Annotated in this window: 20 protein-coding genes; 9 read left to right on the forward strand and 11 right to left on the reverse strand. The window is 75.3% G+C overall.

Annotated elements, in window-relative coordinates:
• Window positions 1–21 precede the first annotated feature (21 nt).
• A complete protein-coding gene (locus ACFVU7_RS33515) occupies window positions 22–723 on the reverse strand; it encodes an SDR family oxidoreductase (RefSeq protein WP_388048829.1) in 702 nt (233 codons plus the stop codon).
• Window positions 724–883: 160 nt separating this feature from the next.
• Here ACFVU7_RS33515 and ACFVU7_RS33520 point away from each other — a divergent pair, with 160 nt between their 5' ends.
• Together ACFVU7_RS33520 and ACFVU7_RS33525 are read left to right on the forward strand one after the other, a co-directional pair.
• The gene (locus tag ACFVU7_RS33520; RefSeq protein WP_380744477.1) at window positions 884–1,507 is read left to right on the forward strand and encodes a TetR/AcrR family transcriptional regulator; all 624 of its coding nucleotides are present in this window, start codon (window positions 884–886) and stop codon (window positions 1,505–1,507) included.
• 37 nt (window positions 1,508–1,544) lie between these two features.
• Window positions 1,545–2,261: an HAD family hydrolase gene (locus tag ACFVU7_RS33525; RefSeq protein WP_074006296.1), complete on the forward strand. Its 717-nt coding sequence runs from the start codon at window positions 1,545–1,547 to the stop codon at window positions 2,259–2,261.
• 109 nt (window positions 2,262–2,370) lie between these two features.
• Here the strand turns inward: ACFVU7_RS33525 and ACFVU7_RS33530 are convergent, their stop codons facing one another.
• Window positions 2,371–3,021 (reverse strand): GNAT family N-acetyltransferase, encoded by a 651-nt coding sequence (locus ACFVU7_RS33530; RefSeq protein ID WP_388048831.1) that lies wholly within the window; start codon window positions 3,019–3,021, stop codon window positions 2,371–2,373.
• Between the two features lie 138 nt (window positions 3,022–3,159).
• Here ACFVU7_RS33530 and ACFVU7_RS33535 point away from each other — a divergent pair, with 138 nt between their 5' ends.
• Window positions 3,160–4,317, forward strand: coding sequence for an acyltransferase family protein (locus tag ACFVU7_RS33535; protein WP_388048833.1), 1,158 nt, complete (start codon window positions 3,160–3,162; stop codon window positions 4,315–4,317).
• Window positions 4,318–4,348: 31 nt separating this feature from the next.
• Here the strand turns inward: ACFVU7_RS33535 and ACFVU7_RS33540 are convergent, their stop codons facing one another.
• Genes ACFVU7_RS33540 through ACFVU7_RS33550 form a run of 3 tightly spaced genes read right to left on the reverse strand, consistent with a single transcriptional unit; the run spans window position 4,349 to window position 6,281 of the window.
• A complete protein-coding gene (locus tag ACFVU7_RS33540; RefSeq protein WP_388048834.1) occupies window positions 4,349–4,693 on the reverse strand; it encodes a hypothetical protein in 345 nt (114 codons plus the stop codon).
• A gap of 46 nt (window positions 4,694–4,739) precedes the next feature.
• On the reverse strand, window positions 4,740–5,576 hold the full coding sequence (locus ACFVU7_RS33545; protein ID WP_388048836.1) for an alpha/beta fold hydrolase: 837 nt from the start codon (window positions 5,574–5,576) through the stop codon (window positions 4,740–4,742).
• 39 nt (window positions 5,577–5,615) lie between these two features.
• Window positions 5,616–6,281: a DUF4097 family beta strand repeat-containing protein gene (locus tag ACFVU7_RS33550; protein ID WP_388048838.1), complete on the reverse strand. Its 666-nt coding sequence runs from the start codon at window positions 6,279–6,281 to the stop codon at window positions 5,616–5,618.
• Between the two features lie 268 nt (window positions 6,282–6,549).
• On the opposite strand from ACFVU7_RS33550, the gene ACFVU7_RS33555 reads away from it, so the two are divergent.
• Entirely contained in the window at window positions 6,550–7,293 is a 744-nt protein-coding gene (locus ACFVU7_RS33555) for a helix-turn-helix domain-containing protein (protein WP_074006302.1), read from the forward strand.
• 31 nt (window positions 7,294–7,324) lie between these two features.
• Here ACFVU7_RS33555 and ACFVU7_RS33560 read toward each other — a convergent pair whose 3' ends face one another.
• The 3 genes from ACFVU7_RS33560 to ACFVU7_RS33570 all read right to left on the reverse strand — a co-directional run bounded on the left by ACFVU7_RS33560 (window position 7,325) and on the right by ACFVU7_RS33570 (window position 9,605).
• Window positions 7,325–7,888: a hypothetical protein gene (locus ACFVU7_RS33560; RefSeq protein WP_388048839.1), complete on the reverse strand. Its 564-nt coding sequence runs from the start codon at window positions 7,886–7,888 to the stop codon at window positions 7,325–7,327.
• A gap of 62 nt (window positions 7,889–7,950) precedes the next feature.
• Window positions 7,951–8,178 carry a hypothetical protein gene (locus tag ACFVU7_RS33565; RefSeq protein WP_388048841.1) on the reverse strand — a complete coding sequence of 76 codons (228 nt, stop codon included), beginning with the start codon at window positions 8,176–8,178 and terminating at the stop codon, window positions 7,951–7,953.
• Window positions 8,179–8,666: 488 nt separating this feature from the next.
• Window positions 8,667–9,605, reverse strand: a complete 939-nt coding sequence (locus ACFVU7_RS33570; protein ID WP_388049026.1) for an NADP-dependent oxidoreductase — start codon at window positions 9,603–9,605, stop codon at window positions 8,667–8,669.
• A gap of 112 nt (window positions 9,606–9,717) precedes the next feature.
• On the opposite strand from ACFVU7_RS33570, the gene ACFVU7_RS33575 reads away from it, so the two are divergent.
• Window positions 9,718–10,128: a helix-turn-helix domain-containing protein gene (locus tag ACFVU7_RS33575; protein WP_049660434.1), complete on the forward strand. Its 411-nt coding sequence runs from the start codon at window positions 9,718–9,720 to the stop codon at window positions 10,126–10,128.
• A gap of 120 nt (window positions 10,129–10,248) precedes the next feature.
• Window positions 10,249–10,638 (forward strand): hypothetical protein, encoded by a 390-nt coding sequence (locus ACFVU7_RS33580; RefSeq protein WP_117485352.1) that lies wholly within the window; start codon window positions 10,249–10,251, stop codon window positions 10,636–10,638.
• A gap of 25 nt (window positions 10,639–10,663) precedes the next feature.
• On the opposite strand, the gene ACFVU7_RS33585 is transcribed toward ACFVU7_RS33580, so the two are convergent.
• The 3 genes from ACFVU7_RS33585 to ACFVU7_RS33595 all read right to left on the reverse strand — a co-directional run bounded on the left by ACFVU7_RS33585 (window position 10,664) and on the right by ACFVU7_RS33595 (window position 12,605).
• Window positions 10,664–11,266: an AAA family ATPase gene (locus ACFVU7_RS33585; protein WP_388048843.1), complete on the reverse strand. Its 603-nt coding sequence runs from the start codon at window positions 11,264–11,266 to the stop codon at window positions 10,664–10,666.
• 199 nt (window positions 11,267–11,465) lie between these two features.
• Window positions 11,466–11,996 (reverse strand): DUF6328 family protein, encoded by a 531-nt coding sequence (locus ACFVU7_RS33590; protein WP_198959520.1) that lies wholly within the window; start codon window positions 11,994–11,996, stop codon window positions 11,466–11,468.
• A gap of 24 nt (window positions 11,997–12,020) precedes the next feature.
• Entirely contained in the window at window positions 12,021–12,605 is a 585-nt protein-coding gene (locus ACFVU7_RS33595) for a MarR family winged helix-turn-helix transcriptional regulator (protein ID WP_079272912.1), read from the reverse strand.
• A gap of 49 nt (window positions 12,606–12,654) precedes the next feature.
• Here ACFVU7_RS33595 and ACFVU7_RS33600 point away from each other — a divergent pair, with 49 nt between their 5' ends.
• The 3 genes from ACFVU7_RS33600 (at window position 12,655) to ACFVU7_RS33610 (ending at window position 14,911) form a co-directional block, all read left to right on the forward strand.
• Window positions 12,655–13,608 (forward strand): DMT family transporter, encoded by a 954-nt coding sequence (locus ACFVU7_RS33600; RefSeq protein ID WP_388048845.1) that lies wholly within the window; start codon window positions 12,655–12,657, stop codon window positions 13,606–13,608.
• Window positions 13,609–13,678: 70 nt separating this feature from the next.
• Window positions 13,679–14,251: a nuclear transport factor 2 family protein gene (locus ACFVU7_RS33605; protein ID WP_388048847.1), complete on the forward strand. Its 573-nt coding sequence runs from the start codon at window positions 13,679–13,681 to the stop codon at window positions 14,249–14,251.
• A 153-nt stretch (window positions 14,252–14,404) separates the two neighbouring features.
• The gene (locus ACFVU7_RS33610; protein ID WP_388048848.1) at window positions 14,405–14,911 is read left to right on the forward strand and encodes a hemerythrin domain-containing protein; all 507 of its coding nucleotides are present in this window, start codon (window positions 14,405–14,407) and stop codon (window positions 14,909–14,911) included.
• Window positions 14,912–15,135 lie beyond the last annotated feature (224 nt).

Here is a 15,135-nt window from a genome sequence, read left to right on the forward strand (position 1 = left end):
GCCGGTGGTCCTGCCGGGGTGTCAGCGGCGGCCGAGGACGGCCAGGTCGTCCACGGGGCCCGACAGGGCGGCCTTCAGGGCCCGGGTGGCGTCGTCGACCAGCACCTCGTGGTCGCCGCGCTCGACGCCGTCCAGGACGGCGCGGGCCACCTCGGCGGGCGGGATCTTGTCGACCGGGACGGCCGCGACCATCTCGGTGTCCGCGAAGCCCAGGTGCACGCCGACGACCTGCGTGCCCTGGGCGGCGAGCTCCAGGCGCAGCGAGTTGGTCAGGGACCACAGCGCGGCCTTGGAGGCCCCGTAGGCCCCGGCCCCGGCGCCCCAGGACAGCAGCGAGTGGATGTCGACCAGCGCGCCGCCGCCGCGGGCGGCCAGCACCGGGGCGAAGGCCTGGGCGATGCGCAGCGGGCCGAGCACGTTGGTCTCGAAGGTGTCCCGGATCAGCGCGAGGTCGGCGCTCAGCAGCGGCGCCGGGTACAGGACGCCGGCGTTGTTGAAGACGATGTCGACGTCGTCGGCGCGGGCCGCGAGGGCGGCCACCGAGGCGTCGTCGGTGACGTCCAGCGCGAGGACCTCCACGCGCGGGTCCTCGCTGGTGTCGGGGGTGCGGGCGGTGGCGTAGACCTTCTTCGCGCCGCGGGCCAGCAGCTCCGCGGTGAACGCCCGGCCCAGGCCCCGGCGGCCTCCGGTGACCAGGGCGGTGGAGCCTTCGATCACGGTCATGGTGCATCTCCTCGCTCTCGGGGCGGCACGGGCCGTCGCCGGCGGGTGCCGCAGCATTTAGATTATTACCATCATCTAAAGGGGATGGGAAAGTGGACGCACCAAGTGGAAGCACCGACCGGACGCACCACGCGTCGTACGAGAGGGAAGGAGCCGCGGCATGCCCCGCGTGTCCCGCGCCGAGGCCGAACGCACCCGCAGCCGGGTCGTCGACCACACCGCCCGCCTGATCCGCGAGAAGGGCGCCGACCAGGTCAGCGTCCCCGAGGCGATGGCCGCCGCCGGACTCACCCACGGCGGCTTCTACCGGCACTTCGCCTCCAAGGACGACCTCCTCGCCGAGGCCCTCACCGCCGCCTTCACCGAACGGCGCGACGCCATGGAACAACTCGCCGACCAGCCGCCCGCCCGGCGCACCCCCCGCGCCGAGTTCCTCCACCGCTACCTGTCCGAACTCCACCGCGACCACCCCGGCCACGGCTGCGCCGCCGCCGCCCTCGCCGCCGACGCCGCCCGCACCGAACCCGGCACCCCGCTGCGCACCGCCTACACCGCCGGACTGCGCGACCTCGTCGACGCCCTGGCGGCCCTGCCCGAACCCGCCGAACGGCAGGAGGCGCTCGCCGACCTGTCCACCATGGTCGGAGCACTGCTGCTCGCCCGGGCGAGCCAGGACCCCGACCTGTCCGGGGAGTTCCTGGCCGCCGCCCGCCACCGCCTGGCCGTCGACGACGGGGACGGGGACGGGGACGGAAACGGGGGCGGGGAGCCGGCGACCGCGTAGGGTCCGTACGTACGTGGACCTGGCGAAAGGACGGACCGTGCCGATCAGAGGTGTGCTCTTCGACGTCGACGACACCCTGTTCGACTACTCGGGCTCGGAACGGGCGGGCATCCTCGCCCACCTGCGCCACCTCGACCTGCTGCGCCGCGTCCCCGACCCGCAGACGGCGGTGGCGCTGTGGCGCGAGATCCTGGACGAGCAGTACGCCCGCTTCCTGGCCGGGGAACTCACCTTCACCGGCCAGCAGCGCGAACGCGTCCGCCGCTTCCTCGCCCGCCTCGGCGAGGACACCGCCGCCATGCCCGACGAGGCCGCCACCGCCTGGTTCGCCGGCTACACCGCCCACCGCGACGCCGCCTGGACCGCCTTCCCCGACGCCGCCCCCGTCCTCGCCGCCCTCGCCCCCACCCACCGGCTCGGCATCGTCTCCAACGCCCCGATGGACCAGCAGCGCCCCAAACTCCACGCCACCGGCCTGCTGCACCACTTCGCCGACACCGCCCTCGTCGGCTCCGACCGGCCCGGCGAGGCCAAACCCGCCCCCGCCATCTTCCTGACCGGCTGCGCCCGCCTGGGCCTGCCCCCGCACGAGGTCGCCTACGTCGGCGACAGGTACGACCTGGACGCCCTCGGCGCCCGGGGCGCCGGCCTGCGCCCCTTCTGGCTCGACCGCGCCGCCTCCCGCACCCCGGTCGACGACGGCATCCACGTCCTGCACACCCTGGCCGAACTGCCCGCCGCCCTGCGGACCTGAGCCGGGGCCGCCCGGTCGCGCGGGAAGTCGGCCCGGCCGACTTCCCGCGTCGCGGGGGAGCGGGCGCGCTGCGCCGCTCGCCCCGCGCGCGGGCGTCCCGGTCGGGTGCTCAGTCGCCGAGGCCGAACAGGGCGCGGCAGCCCTCGTCCAGCCCGGTGACGGTGACCGGGGTGCGGGCGTGCCCGGCCCAGGCCTCGGGGGTCAGGCGCAGGCGCTGGGAGACCACCACCCGCCCGTCCAGGACGTCGCGGTCGATGCCGTCGCCGCGGTAGCCGAGCCGGCGCGAGACGGCCAGGGAGGAGTGGTTGTCGGCGAAGGACAGCGACCTCGCCGACCGCGTCCCCAGCTCCGCGAAGGCCAGGTGGAGCATCGCGGCGCGCATCTCGGTGCCCAGGCCCTTGCCCTGGTGCTCCAGGCCGAGCCAGGAGCCCGAGACGATCTCGCGCCGCACGCCGAACTCCTTGGCGCGCATGTCCTGGATGCCCACCGGGCGCCCCTCGTGGAAGGCCACCAGGTTCAGCGCCCAGTCCTGCGCGCTCCAGCGCCCCAGCCGCCGCCAGTGCAACTGCACCACGTGCCGGGCCCGTTCGGCCGGCGGCAGCTCGCCCCACGGCGTCAGGAACGGGCGCTCCTCGGGCGGGTGGACGCCGCGGGCGGCGACGTCGGCCACCTCGGCGAGTTCGTCCTCGGTGGGCAGGCGCAGCTCCAGGCGGGGCGAGGACACGCGCAGCCCCCGCAGAGGCCAGTGGTCGATGATCATCGAGCCAGTGTGCCCAGCCCGCCCGCGCCGCGCACCGCCATTTCCACCTCGCCTTCACGTCCGCCTCCGCCCCGAATCCACCTCCCGGGGGACAGCGGCGGCGACCCGACTTGACGCACCGTCACCTACAGTCGTGCGATGAGCGCACGAAGTGATACTCGGCTGGTCGGAGGACCGCCACCCCCGCACCGCCTGCCCACCCTCACCTCCCTGCGCTTCGCCGCCGCCCTCGCCGTCTTCCTCTTCCACGCCTTCCTCGTCGCCGACCCGCTGCACCCCGGCGCCCCGCTCGGCTTCTTCGCCGACCCCCGCCTCGCCGCCACCCTCGCCCACGCCACCTCCAAGGCGGGCTACGCCGGGGTCTCGTTCTTCTTCGTCCTCAGCGGCTTCGTCCTGACCTGGTCCGCGCGCGAGCGCGAACGCCCCGCCGCGTTCTGGCGCCGGCGCCTGGCCCGGATCTACCCCAGCCACCTGGCGATGTGGGCGGCCGCCGCCCTCCTGTTCGCCTGGGCCGCCCCGGTGCGCACCTGGCTGCCCAACCTCCTGCTCGTCCACGCCTACTCGCCCGACCCGGACATCAACTCGGGGATGAACATGCCCAGTTGGTCGCTGTGCTGCGAGGCCCTGTTCTACCTGCTCTTCCCGCTCCTGCACCGCGCCGTACGGCGCCTGCCCGCACGCGCCCTGCTCCCGGCCCTGGCCGCCGCCCTGCTGGCCGTCGCGGCCGTCGCGGGAGCCGACGCGGTCCTGCTGTCCGACCGGCCCCGGATCCCCCAACTGCCCGTCTCCCTCGACCAGCTGTGGTTCGGCTACCTCTTCCCGCCGGCCCGGCTGCCGGAGTTCGTCCTCGGCATGCTGCTGGCCCGCGCCGTCGCCGCCGACCGCGCCCCGCGCGTCCCCCTGGCCGCCGCAGCCCTCCTGGTGGCGCCCGCCTACGCGCTCGCGCTCGCCGTCCCCTCGCCCTACGACTTCGTCCTGCCGATGGTCCTGCCGCTCGCGCTGGTCATCTGCGCCGCCGCCCAGCACGACCTGCGGCGCGGTGCCGGGGACCCGCCGCCGCGCCGCCCGGCCCAGTGGCTGGGCGCCGTCTCCTTCGGCTTCTACCTCTGCCAGGGCGTCGTCCTCTTCCACGGCCGCCCCCTGCTGTTCGGCGACCGCACCTACCCCGCGCCGCTCGCCGCCCTGCTGACCGTCGCCGCCTTCGGCGCGACCCTGGCCGCCGGCGCCCTCAGCCACGCCCTGGTCGAGCGCCCCGCGGTACGGCGCCTCGCCGGCCGGGCGGCGGGAGCCGGCTGACGGACGGGGGTGCGGGCGAGGGGCGCGCCGTTCAGTCCGTCGGCCAGGCCCGTAGGTCGGCCAGGGTGAGTGTCCGGAAGCGGCCTTCGCCGTCCCCCATGACGAGCAGTTGGAACTGCTCGGGGTCCGACCAGGGGAGCTGCGCGGCGATCCGGGCGAACTCGGCGAACGGCAGGTGGTTCAGGGCGCCGCCGTAGAGGTGGGGAGGCCGCTTCGTGCCGCCCCAGGCGTGCTCCTCGGTGGAGATGTTCCGCAGGCTCCAGCGGCCGGGCAGGTCGGGGCTCAGCGGGGCGAGGCGCGCGTTGAGCTCGGCGACGACGTCGTCGTCGTCCGCCCAGCCGCCGGGGCTGAGCAGGATGGTCGTGATCGCTGACATGCCCCCATGATCGCCGCGACCACGGCAGGCTCCGGCGGACGGGCCGTCAGCGGCCGGTGGCGGGGCGGTCGGGGGCGTCGAGGGCGGCGACCTCGCGCACCGCGTCGGCGATGGCGCGGAAGTCCTTCTTCAGGATCGCGCCGTGGTTGCTGGGCACCTTCGCGCTGATCAGGATGTGCGGGTTGCGCGCGGTGACCGCCGGCAGGGCCGCGCGGATCAGCTCCTGCTCGTCGCCCTTGCTGCCCAGCGAGGTCCCCGAGGCGATCACGTACCGGGTCGGGACGGTGATGGCGTCCAGCACCGGGCCCAGTGCGGCGGCGCTGCCGATCCTGCCGAGTTCGATGTTGGACTCCGACATCTGCCGGTGGGTCATCCGCGGGGTCAGGCCGGTGGGGCGGGCCAGTGCCATGAGCGGCGCCCACCGCCGGAACTGCGTGCGGATGCGCCGCTCCAGCTCCTCGGTCAGCCAGTCGTAGGGCAGCGCGCCGTCCACCAGGACCGCGCCGACGGCGCGGCCCGGGTTGCGCGAGGCCCAGTGCGCGGCGACGAACGCCCCGTAGGACCAGCCCACCAGCAGCGCCCGCCGCACGCCGCGGGCCGCGAGGACGGCGTCGACGTCCCGGACGGCGGCCTCGAAGGAGTAGTCCGCGGAGCGCTTCGACGTCCGGCCGCGGGCCCGCTCGTCGTAGGTGATGTGCCGTAGGCCGGGACCGAGGTCGGCGAGGACGCGCCGCCAGTAGCCCTGGGTGGCGAACTGGCCGTTGAGGTAGAGCACGGGCAGGCCGGGGCCGCCGGTGTCGGTGGCGGCCAGGGCGGTGTCGTCGACCGGCACCAGGCCGGTCCACGGGGTCGGGCCGGTCGCGGGCGCGGTGCTGTTCGTCATGGTGTCCCCCTTGGACGGGTGTCGGGCCCCGGGACGGGGTCAGAGGCTGCGGGCGGTGATGTCGCCGTGGGAGGTGGTGGCGCGGATGTCGAGCACGGTGGCGCCGTCGTTGCGCAGGGAGTTGGCGACGCGGCCGTGGCCGGTGCCGGCGTCCAGGGCGGCGCAGACCCCGGCGGCGGCGCCGACGGTGATGCTCCCGGACTGGGTGCTCAGCTCGACGGTGCCCCGGTGGGCCTCGGTGACGCGGATGTCGCCCCGGGTGGTGCTGATCCGGGCGGACCCGCCGAGGCGGCCGACCTCGACGTCGCCGTCGACGGCGCTCAGGTGCAGGCTCGCCGCCTCGTCGACCTTGGTGTGGCGGTACGCGCCGTCGAAGGCGACGTCGCCCAGGCGGCCGACGACGCGCAGTTCGGCGGCCGCGGCCTTGCCCCGTACGGCGGAGCCGGCCGGCAGCTGGACGGTGACCTCCAGGGAGCCGGTGGGGCCGAGCAGCTGGCCGCCGGACGCGGAGGTGACGATCCGCAGGACGCCGTCCTCGTAGGTGACGGCGGTCTGCTCGGCGGCCCGGACGTCGCGGCCCTTGCCGGGCTCGGCGGCCCGGACCTCGACGGTGGTGTCGACGCGCTCGGCGGCGATGAACCGCACGCGCCCGCCGGGGATGTCCAGGACGACGGTGACCGGGGCGGGGGTGGCGAACTTCTGCATGCTGCGCTCCTGTGCGGTTTCGTTCCATCGGTGTTTCCGATATTGGAAACGCTACGTTGCTTTCAAGATCTCGGCAACTAGTTCGTTGCGTCAAAGTAGCGTCATGGCAGGTGGATGGCGGGAAACTGTTGCAACGGACGCACGGGTAACGCAACGGACGCCACCCCGATCATTGCAATGGTCTGAAGGTGAACGCTAAGGTGGGGGCTGACCGGGAACCACACGGCCGACCGGGAACCACACGGCCACCACCACCGAGGAGAACGCGATGCCGGGAGGCAGGCTCACCCAGCAGGAACGCCGGCAGATCGCCCTGGGGCTGGCCGACAGCCTCCCCTACGCCGAGATCGCCCGACGCCTGGAACGCCCCACCTCGACCGTCACCCGCGAGGTCATGCGCAACGGCGGCCCCGTCGCCTACCGCGCCGACCTCGCCCACCGCGCCACCGAACACCGCGCCCAGCGCCGCCGCCCCGCCCCCACGGCCGGCCCACGGCCCGGCACCCACCCCCACGGCCGCGACGACGAGGCCGTGGCCGCCTACGAGGAACAGCTCACCACCGTCCTCATGGGCTCCGGCCTCAACCGGATGGGCGCCCGCGTGGTCACCTGCCTGTCCACCACCGACGCCGGCAGCCTCACCGCCGCCGAACTCGCCCAACGCCTCCAGGTCAGCCCCGCCTCCATCTCCAAGGCGATCGCCTTCCTGGAGAGCCAGAGCCTGGTACGCCGCGAACGCGACGAACGCCGCCGCGACCGCTACATCGTCGACGACGAGCTCTACTACCAGGCCGTCATCGCCAGCGCCCGCGCCAACGACAGGGTCATCGAGACCGCCCGCCAGGGCGTCGCCGTCCTCGGCCCCGGCACCCCCGCCGCCGTCCGCCTGGAGAACATCGCCCGCTTCCTCGACTTCATCAGCGAAAGCATCGTCCGCGCCGCCGAACAGGCCCGCGAAGTCCTCCACACCAAACCCGCGACGACCACCACCGGGGACGAGGCCCCGGAGTAGGACGTCGACCGCACTCCGGGGCCGTGAAGGGTCAGGCCGCCCGGCGCAGCGCGGCCTTCTCGATCGTCCGGACCCGCCGCCACGTGTACACCCACGCGTCGATGTCCCGCACCCCGCAGATCTGCAGGAAGTGCCGCACCTTCTCCATCTGGGGAAGGGACGTCGCGTTGAGCATGTCGGAGATCGTGCTGCGCCGCAGGACCTTGCCGTAGGTCGTATGCCGCTGCTGGTGCAGCCGCGCGCTGCGCTCCTCCAGCCGGCGCAGTGACGGCTCGCCGGCCCAGACCCTGACGTCCTCCAGGCCCGCGACGAACTCCTTCACGGTGGAGAACAGCACGGGATCGGGCTCGCCGGCGGCCGGGACCGGCACGCGCCAGTCAGGGGCGGGCGGCGTCCTGGTCGACGTCCGTGCACGGGCGTGGAGTTCCGCCATCGCCTCCCCGTGCAGGAGCAGCGCGCGCTGCTGGGCGCGAGCACCCGCGTCCATCGCGCTCAGCAGCGCCAACAGCTCCGCCTCCGAGCACAGAACACGCCCGCGGATGATCCCGTGCACGAGGGAGGCGTCCATGCCGGTCCTGTGTGCGAGCGCTTCCATGGACCGCACGGAAGCGGAGTGATGGTGTTTCTGCAGCTCGTGCGCGAGCTCCTCGCGCGCGCTCATCGCCGCCCCCGCACGGCCGTTCCGGAGGCCTCGACGGCGGCGGTGACGATGACGGTCACCAGCGCCTCGACGGCGTACCCGAGAACGATCAGGGCGATGACGCCGGCCAGCGCGACCGCGAGGAACGCGGCGGACAGCGCGGCCCGCCGCAGGCCGGAGCCCTCGGCGGGCGGGGCGGCGGACGGCGGCGTGCGCCGTACCGCGCATCGGAGTTCGAGCAGCACAGTGGTCCCTTCTGAACCCTCAACCCGGACGTGGGGATTGCCGTCCCCTGGGCCACCCGGCGGGTGGTTGGGCCAGATCATGCGCGGGCCGCGAGGCGCCGCGCAAGTTCCCGCCGTCAGCCGCAACCGGGCTTCGAAGACGGTGACTTGACCCGCTGTCGGGACGAGTTCGGACACGCGGGCGCCGGCAGTGCGGCGCGGTGTCCGAAGCCGTCCGAGACCGTCCGGGCGCCCTCGGGCGGGCTGCCGGGAGCACGCCTGCTCAGGGCGGTCCGGCGTCCGGGAGTGTCCGAAGTCGTCCGGACGGCTTGGTCGCGGCGCCGCCGGCTGCCACAGTGCAACCCGAGAGCCCTTCCCCTCAATCCGGACGGTCTCCCCGGGCGGAGCGCTGTTGCCGCAGCCCCGCCGTGACGCGGATCACATCGGAGAAGGCCTGCCCCCGTCCCGGGAGCAGGCCTTCTCCTCGTCCCCGCCCACCGGTCAGGGCGTCAGGGTGTCAGGAGCAGCCGCCCGCGCAGGCCTCCGGCCTCCAGGCGGCGGTGGGCGTCGGCGGCGCGGTCCAGGGGGAGGGTGTCGGCGACGCGCAGGGTGAGGCGGCCGTCGGCGGCGAGGTCGGACAGGCGGGCGAGGGCGGGGCCGTCGGCGGTGATCCACACGTTGGCGACCCGGATGCCGCGCAGGGGCACCGGGGCGCTGCCGGCCGCGACCGCGACGAAGGCGCCGCGGCCGCGTACCGCGCCCAGGGCCCGTACGCCCAGCAGGGCGGCGTCGACGGCGCCGTCGACCCCGCCGGGCACCGACTCCCGTACGGCGGCGGCCACATCGGGTGCCGTACGCGGCACGAACCACTCGGCGCCCAGGTCGCGCACCAGCGGCTCGTCGTCCTGCCCGGCGAGCGCGACCACCCGCAGGCCGCGCAGGGCGGCCAGTTCGACGGCGAAGCCGCCGACGCCGCCCGCCGCCCCGGTGACCAGGACGGTGGAGCCGGCCGGCAGGTCGAGCAGGTCCAGGGCCTGCAGCGCGGTGAGGCCGTTGAGCGGCAGGGTCGCGGCCTGGGCGAGGGTGGCGCCGGCCGGGGCGGGGGCGAGGGCGTCCGCGTCCAGGACGACGTGCTCGGCGTAGGTGCCGAGGTCGGTGTCCAGGCGGTCGCGCAGGCCCACCACCCGCTGGCCGAGCGAGAATCGGGTCACCTCAGGTCCCACCGCGTCCACCGTCCCGGCCACGTCCCAGCCGATGCCGGTCACCGCGCGCGGGGCCATCAGCCCGGCCCCGGCGAGCACCCCGGAGCGGGTGACCGCGTCCACCGGGTTGACCCCGGCCGCCGCCACCCGCACCCGCACCTGCCCGCGGCCCGGCCGCGGCAGCGCCACCTCCACCAGCTCCAGCACCTCGGGACCGCCGAACTCCCGCACCACCACGGCACGCATCACGACACCCACCCCTCACGAATCGGCAACTCCACCCAACCTAAGGAGAGTTACTCTCCATGGGGAAGGACGCACCCGAAGGTGCGTACCGCACGGAAAGGAGAGTGGGCCGATGCCCACCACGACCGCCGCCCGGCGCCGCGCCGCCGAGGCCGCCGCCTACGACGCCTACCTCGCCTGGTGCCCGGCCCGCCAACTCCTGGACCGGATCGGCGACAAGTGGGTCAGCCTGCTCGTCTCCGCCCTCGCCGACGGGCCGCTGCGCTACAGCGACCTGCGCCGGCGCCTGGCCGGGGTGAGCGAGAAGATGCTCACCCAGACCCTGCGCGCCCTGGAACGCGACGGCCTGGTCAGCCGCACCGTCACCGCCGGGGTGCCCGCCCGCGTCGACTACGAGCTCACCGGGCTCGGGCGCGACCTGCTGCCGCTCGTCCGGCAGATCAAGGACTGGGCGGAGAGCCACATGCCCCAGGTGCTGGCGGCCCGCGCCGCGTACGACGAGGACCACCGGACACCGGACTGACCCGGGGAGACCGGGGACGGTCCGGGCGCAACCTCCGGCGGGGCGGCTCGTTGGGCGTACGGGTCGAACCGACCGGCCGGGGGCGGCAGTACGCCCCGGCCCTGACGGATGGGGACGTTCATGACCGACACCGACACCGCCGCGGACTCCGCGGTCCGCAGCGGCAGCCCGGACTCCGCGGTGGACCGGGTCGCCGACTTCTTCGGCGCCTACGTCGATGCCGTCTCCGACGGCACCGACGACCTGGGCACCGAACTGCGCGCCCACTACCTCACCGAGGACTTCCGACAGCGGCTGGCGGCCTGGGAGGAGGCCAACCACGCCGACGGCGTGCTGCGCGCCCAGGACGTGCCCACCCGCTGGGAGGTGCGCTACCACGACTCCGGCGCCGGGCACCTGTTCACCACCGTCACGCTGACCTGGGGCACCGGCCCCGACGCCGGGCACACCCGGCTGGCGGTGCAGAGCGACCTGGGCACCAAGCTGATCTCGGACATCGAGGAGGGCTGACCCGCCGTCACGCCGCCCCCGGGGGTCACGCCAGGGCTGCGGCCAGGCGCTCGGGCAGGGTGGCGTACGGGCGGCACTCGACCACGGGCAGCGCGTGGGCGCGGGCCTGGTCGGCGAGCCAGGTGCTGTAGCGGGCGCTGACGGCGGCGCGCTCGGGCTGCGGGCCGCTGTCGGGCTCGCGGTCGGCGTAGTTGGCGCCGATGCTCCGCGGGTCGTCCTCGTGCAGGAAGACCGCGCGCACCCGCCGGCCCTGCTCGGCGGCCTCGGCGGCGGCGCGGGCGGCGGCGGCCGGGGTGAGGTAGTCGCCCTCCACGATCGCGGGCACGTCCACGGTGAGCCGGTTGCGCACGACGCCGAGCAGCGCGTCGTCCAGGGCGCGGGCGGTGGCGATCTGGAGTTCCAGGACGCGGTCGGCGCCCAGCGCGTCCGGGTCGGGCACGGCGGAGAAGTGGTGCAGGCCGGGGTGGCTGTCCGCGTTGGTGGCGGCCTGGAGGGCGGCCACGACGTCGTCGAACTCGACGACGAACGCGCCGTGTCGAACGCGCAGGAGGTCGGCGGCGCGGCTCTTGCCGAGGCCGGAGGCCCCGCCGATCAGCAGGACGTCCCACGGGATTTCGTCGGTATGCATACCGGCACGGTAAGCGGTTCGGGGTGCGGGTGGGCTCCGGGGGTGGGGGAGGCGGCCGAGGCGCGCCTCCCGGCCCGGCCCCCGGCGCCCGGAAGCCGGCCCCGGCCCGGTCCGTGGTCCGCCGCCCGCACCCCCGGTGCGGGCGGCGGCAGCGAACGGCCGGCAACGGACGGGCCCGTACGGCGGCGCCCGGGTCCGGTCAGGCCCCGTCGCGGCGGGCGGAGCGGCGCACCGCCCAGGGCAGGCCGAACCACAGCACGGCGAAGATCAGCGCGATGCCGCAGGTGATCGGCACCGCGAGCGCCGTGCCGAGGACGACGTCCAGGACCAGCAGCACGGCGCCGGTCAGCGCGGAGGCGAGCAGCAGCAGGCCCACCTGGGCGACGCGGATGGAGACGGCGACGATCCGCTCCTTGCCCGGGTGGCGGTACAGCCCGCGGTGCAGGGCGACGGGGGTGGCCAGGACGGCCGCGGCGACGACCGACAGCAGCAGGGTGGTGACGTAGACGTCCTGCTGGGCGTCGGTGAGCTGGGCGAAGCGCGGGGTGAAGGCGACGCCGAGCAGGAACGCGAAGACGATCTGCACGCCGGTCTGGAGCACCCGCAGCTCCTGCAGCATCGCCACCAGGCGCCGGTCGGCGCGCACGGCCGGGTTCCCCCAGCCGGGCGGGGGAGCGGAGTCGGACCGGTGGCCGGGCGAGGGGGAGTCCGGGGGAGGTGCACTGGTCATGCGTCAGCTTCCCACGGCCCGGCGTCAGGCCCCGCGCGTCGCACCGGGGTCCGCGCCCCCGGTGCCGTCCAGGCGCTGCTGCCAGACGGTGAGCAACCCCTGCAGGGCGCCCGCCTCCTCGGGGCTCAGGTGGGCCAGCAGCCGGTGCTCGTTGCGCATGTGCGCCGTGAACGCCTCGTCGATCAGGCGCCGGCCGGCCTCGGTGAGCGCGACCACGCGCCCGCGCCGGTCGTCGGCGGCCGGGCGCCGGGTGACCAGCCCGGCGCGCTCCAGGCGGTCGATCCGCTTGGTCATCGCCCCGGTGGTCACCATCGTGTGCGCGGCCAGCTCGCCCGGGGCCCGCTCGTACGGGGCGCCGGCCCGGCGCAGCGCGGCGAGCACGTCGAACTCGCCCTCGCCCAGGCCGTAGCGCTGGTAGACGAGGGTCAGCTCGGCGGTCAGGCGGGCGGCGAGGCGGTGCAGGCGCCCGATGACGGCCTGCGGGGAGACGTCCAGGTCGGGGCGTTCGCGCCGCCACTCGGCCTGGACCCGGGCGACGTGGTCCGCGGCGTCGGTGGGGTCCGCGTGGTCGGCGTGCTGTCCGTGTCCCTGTCCCTGTCCGTGCTCCATGGGCGCCATCCTACCCCCGATAGCTTCCTGGGAAGCTATATTGTCTTCCATGGAAGCCAATACGCGGTGGGTCCTGCTCACCGCCCTCGCCCCCGTCGCCTGGGGCGCCAACTACTGGGTCACCCACGCCCACCTGCCCGCCGACCACCCCCTGTGGGGCGCCGCCCTGCGCGCCCTGCCCGCCGGCCTGCTGCTCCTCGCCCTCGCCCGCCGCCGCCCGCACGGCGCCTGGTGGTGGCGCAGCGCGCTGCTCGGCCTGCTCAACACCGCCGTCTTCTTCGTCCTGCTCTACCTCGCCTCCCAACTGCTGCCCACCAGCGCCGCCGCCACCGTCATGGCCGCCTCCCCGCTGACCATGCTGCTCACCGCCTGGGCCCTGGCCGGCTCGCGCCCGCGCCGCGCGCACCTGGCGGGGGCGGTGGTGGGCCTGGCCGGCGTCGCGCTGGCCCTGGCCGGACCGGGGGAGGGCATCGGCTGGGCCGGGCTGGCCGCCTCGGCGGCCGCGATGCTGGTCTCCTCCGTCGGCTACGTGCTGGCCGCCCGCTGGCGCGAGGGCGCCGACCCGCTCGCCGCCACCGCCTGGCAGCTGACCGCGGGCGGCCTGGTGCTGCTGCCGCTCGCCGCCGCCGTCGAGGGCCCGCCCCCGCCGGTGGACGCGCCCACCCTGCTCGCCTTCGGCTACACCACCGTGATCGCCACCGCGCTCGCCTTCGCCTGCTGGTTCGCCGGACTGCGCCACCTGCCGGCCGGCACCGTGGGCCTGCTCGGACTGCTCAACCCGCTCACCGGCGTGCTGCTGGGCACGGCGCTGGACGGCGACGCCTTCGGGCCGCGCCAGGGCGCGGGGCTGGCGCTGGTCGTGGCGGGCATCCTGCTCGGGCGGCCGCGCGCCGAACCCGCTGTCCGTCCCGCCGCCGAGTCCGCTGCCGAGTCCGTCGCCGAGTCCGCTGCCGGGCGGGCCCGCCCGGCAGTGGACCGGGGCCTTGATCTCAAGTCGACTTGAGGTCCTAGCCTCCGTGGTGCGCGGCCGGACCGGGTCGCGCCGCGCACGGCGACCCCGAGGAGCCAGGGCCATGACCACCGACACCACCGCCACCGACACCATCGCCGCGAACCTCGCCGCGCTCGAACAGCGGGTCCGGGTCCTCACCGACCGCGCCGAGATCACCGGCCTCATCGACGGCTACCTGCTCAGCCTCGACACGGTGCCCCGCGACGGCGGGCGGTTCGACGAGGCCTGGGCGCGGCGCTACTTCACCCCCGACGTGCGGATCACCACGCCGGTGGGGGACCACGAGGGCATCGACGGGCTGGCCGAGTCCGAGCAGGTGACCCTCGGGAAGTTCGAGCGGACCCAGCACGTGGGCGCCAACCACATGATCGACCTGGACGGGGACCGGGCCGCGGTGCGCTGGAACGCCGTCATGGCGCACGTCCACCTCGCCTCCACCCAGCGGGCGCGCGGCGAGGAGCCCGGCGGCCACTTCGACGTCGGCGGCACGTTCACCGGCGAGGCGGTGCGCACCCCCGACGGCTGGCGCCTGCGGAGCCTGGACGTGCGGGCCGTGTGGACGAGCGGCAGGGGCCCGCTCGTCCTGACCCCGAAGGCCGGGGCGACCCTGCGCGACCTCGCCGGCGGAGCGTGACGGCGGCCCCGGGACACCGACCGGGGCGCCACTTGGGCCGGGGCCCCGCCGCTTGCCCGCCGGGCGGATCACGTGATCTGCTGGCGCGAGCATCGCGTGCCGGTGACGGACCGCGTCAGGCATGGAGGTGCGCGACCGAAGGGACCGCCACCCGTGGCCTCCCCCTCCACCGGCCGTACGGCCGCCCTCAGCCTGCAACTCTCCCGCGCGCACCAGGACTTGCGCCGCCGCCTCGCCGACCTGCGCGCGAACCTCGGCCGGCCCCGCCCGGACGGCGGCGACGACCGGCTCCTCGCCCACTGCCTGGCCTTCTGCACCGCCCTGACCAACCACCACCAGGGCGAGGACGACGGCCTGTTCGCCCAACTCCTGCGCGAACGCCCCGACCTGGCGCCGACCATCGCCAACCTCGTCGAGGACCACGGCTTCATCACCGGCATCCTCACCCGGGTGCGCGACCTCGCCGACCAGGCCGCCGGACGGCCCGACGCCGACCTGGAGGCGATCGGACGCGAACTCGACGGGCTCGCCGCCATCATGGACTCCCACTTCGGCTACGAGGAACGGGCCATCGGCGCCGCCCTGGACGCCGGGGTGCGCGACGACGGCTGGTCCGAACCGGTCCTGCGCTTCCGCGCGCCGCGGGACCCGGCACCGTAAGACCCGCGCACCGTAGAACCCCGCGCACCGTAAAACCCGTCGCACCGTCCGGCCCGCCTTCCCTACACTCGCCACGCGGCCGCGCCCCGACGCGCGGCCCGAACGCGACGACCGTGACGTACGAGACGGGGAGAGGGGGCGGGCGGCCATGCCGAAGCAGAGTGCCGCCGCCCCCTCTCCCGCGTCGCGGTACGAGGTGATCCTGGTGTCCCGCCTCTCCCGGT

This window comes from Kitasatospora sp. NPDC058046, assembly GCF_042885595.1.
Lineage (GTDB): Bacteria > Actinomycetota > Actinomycetes > Streptomycetales > Streptomycetaceae > Kitasatospora.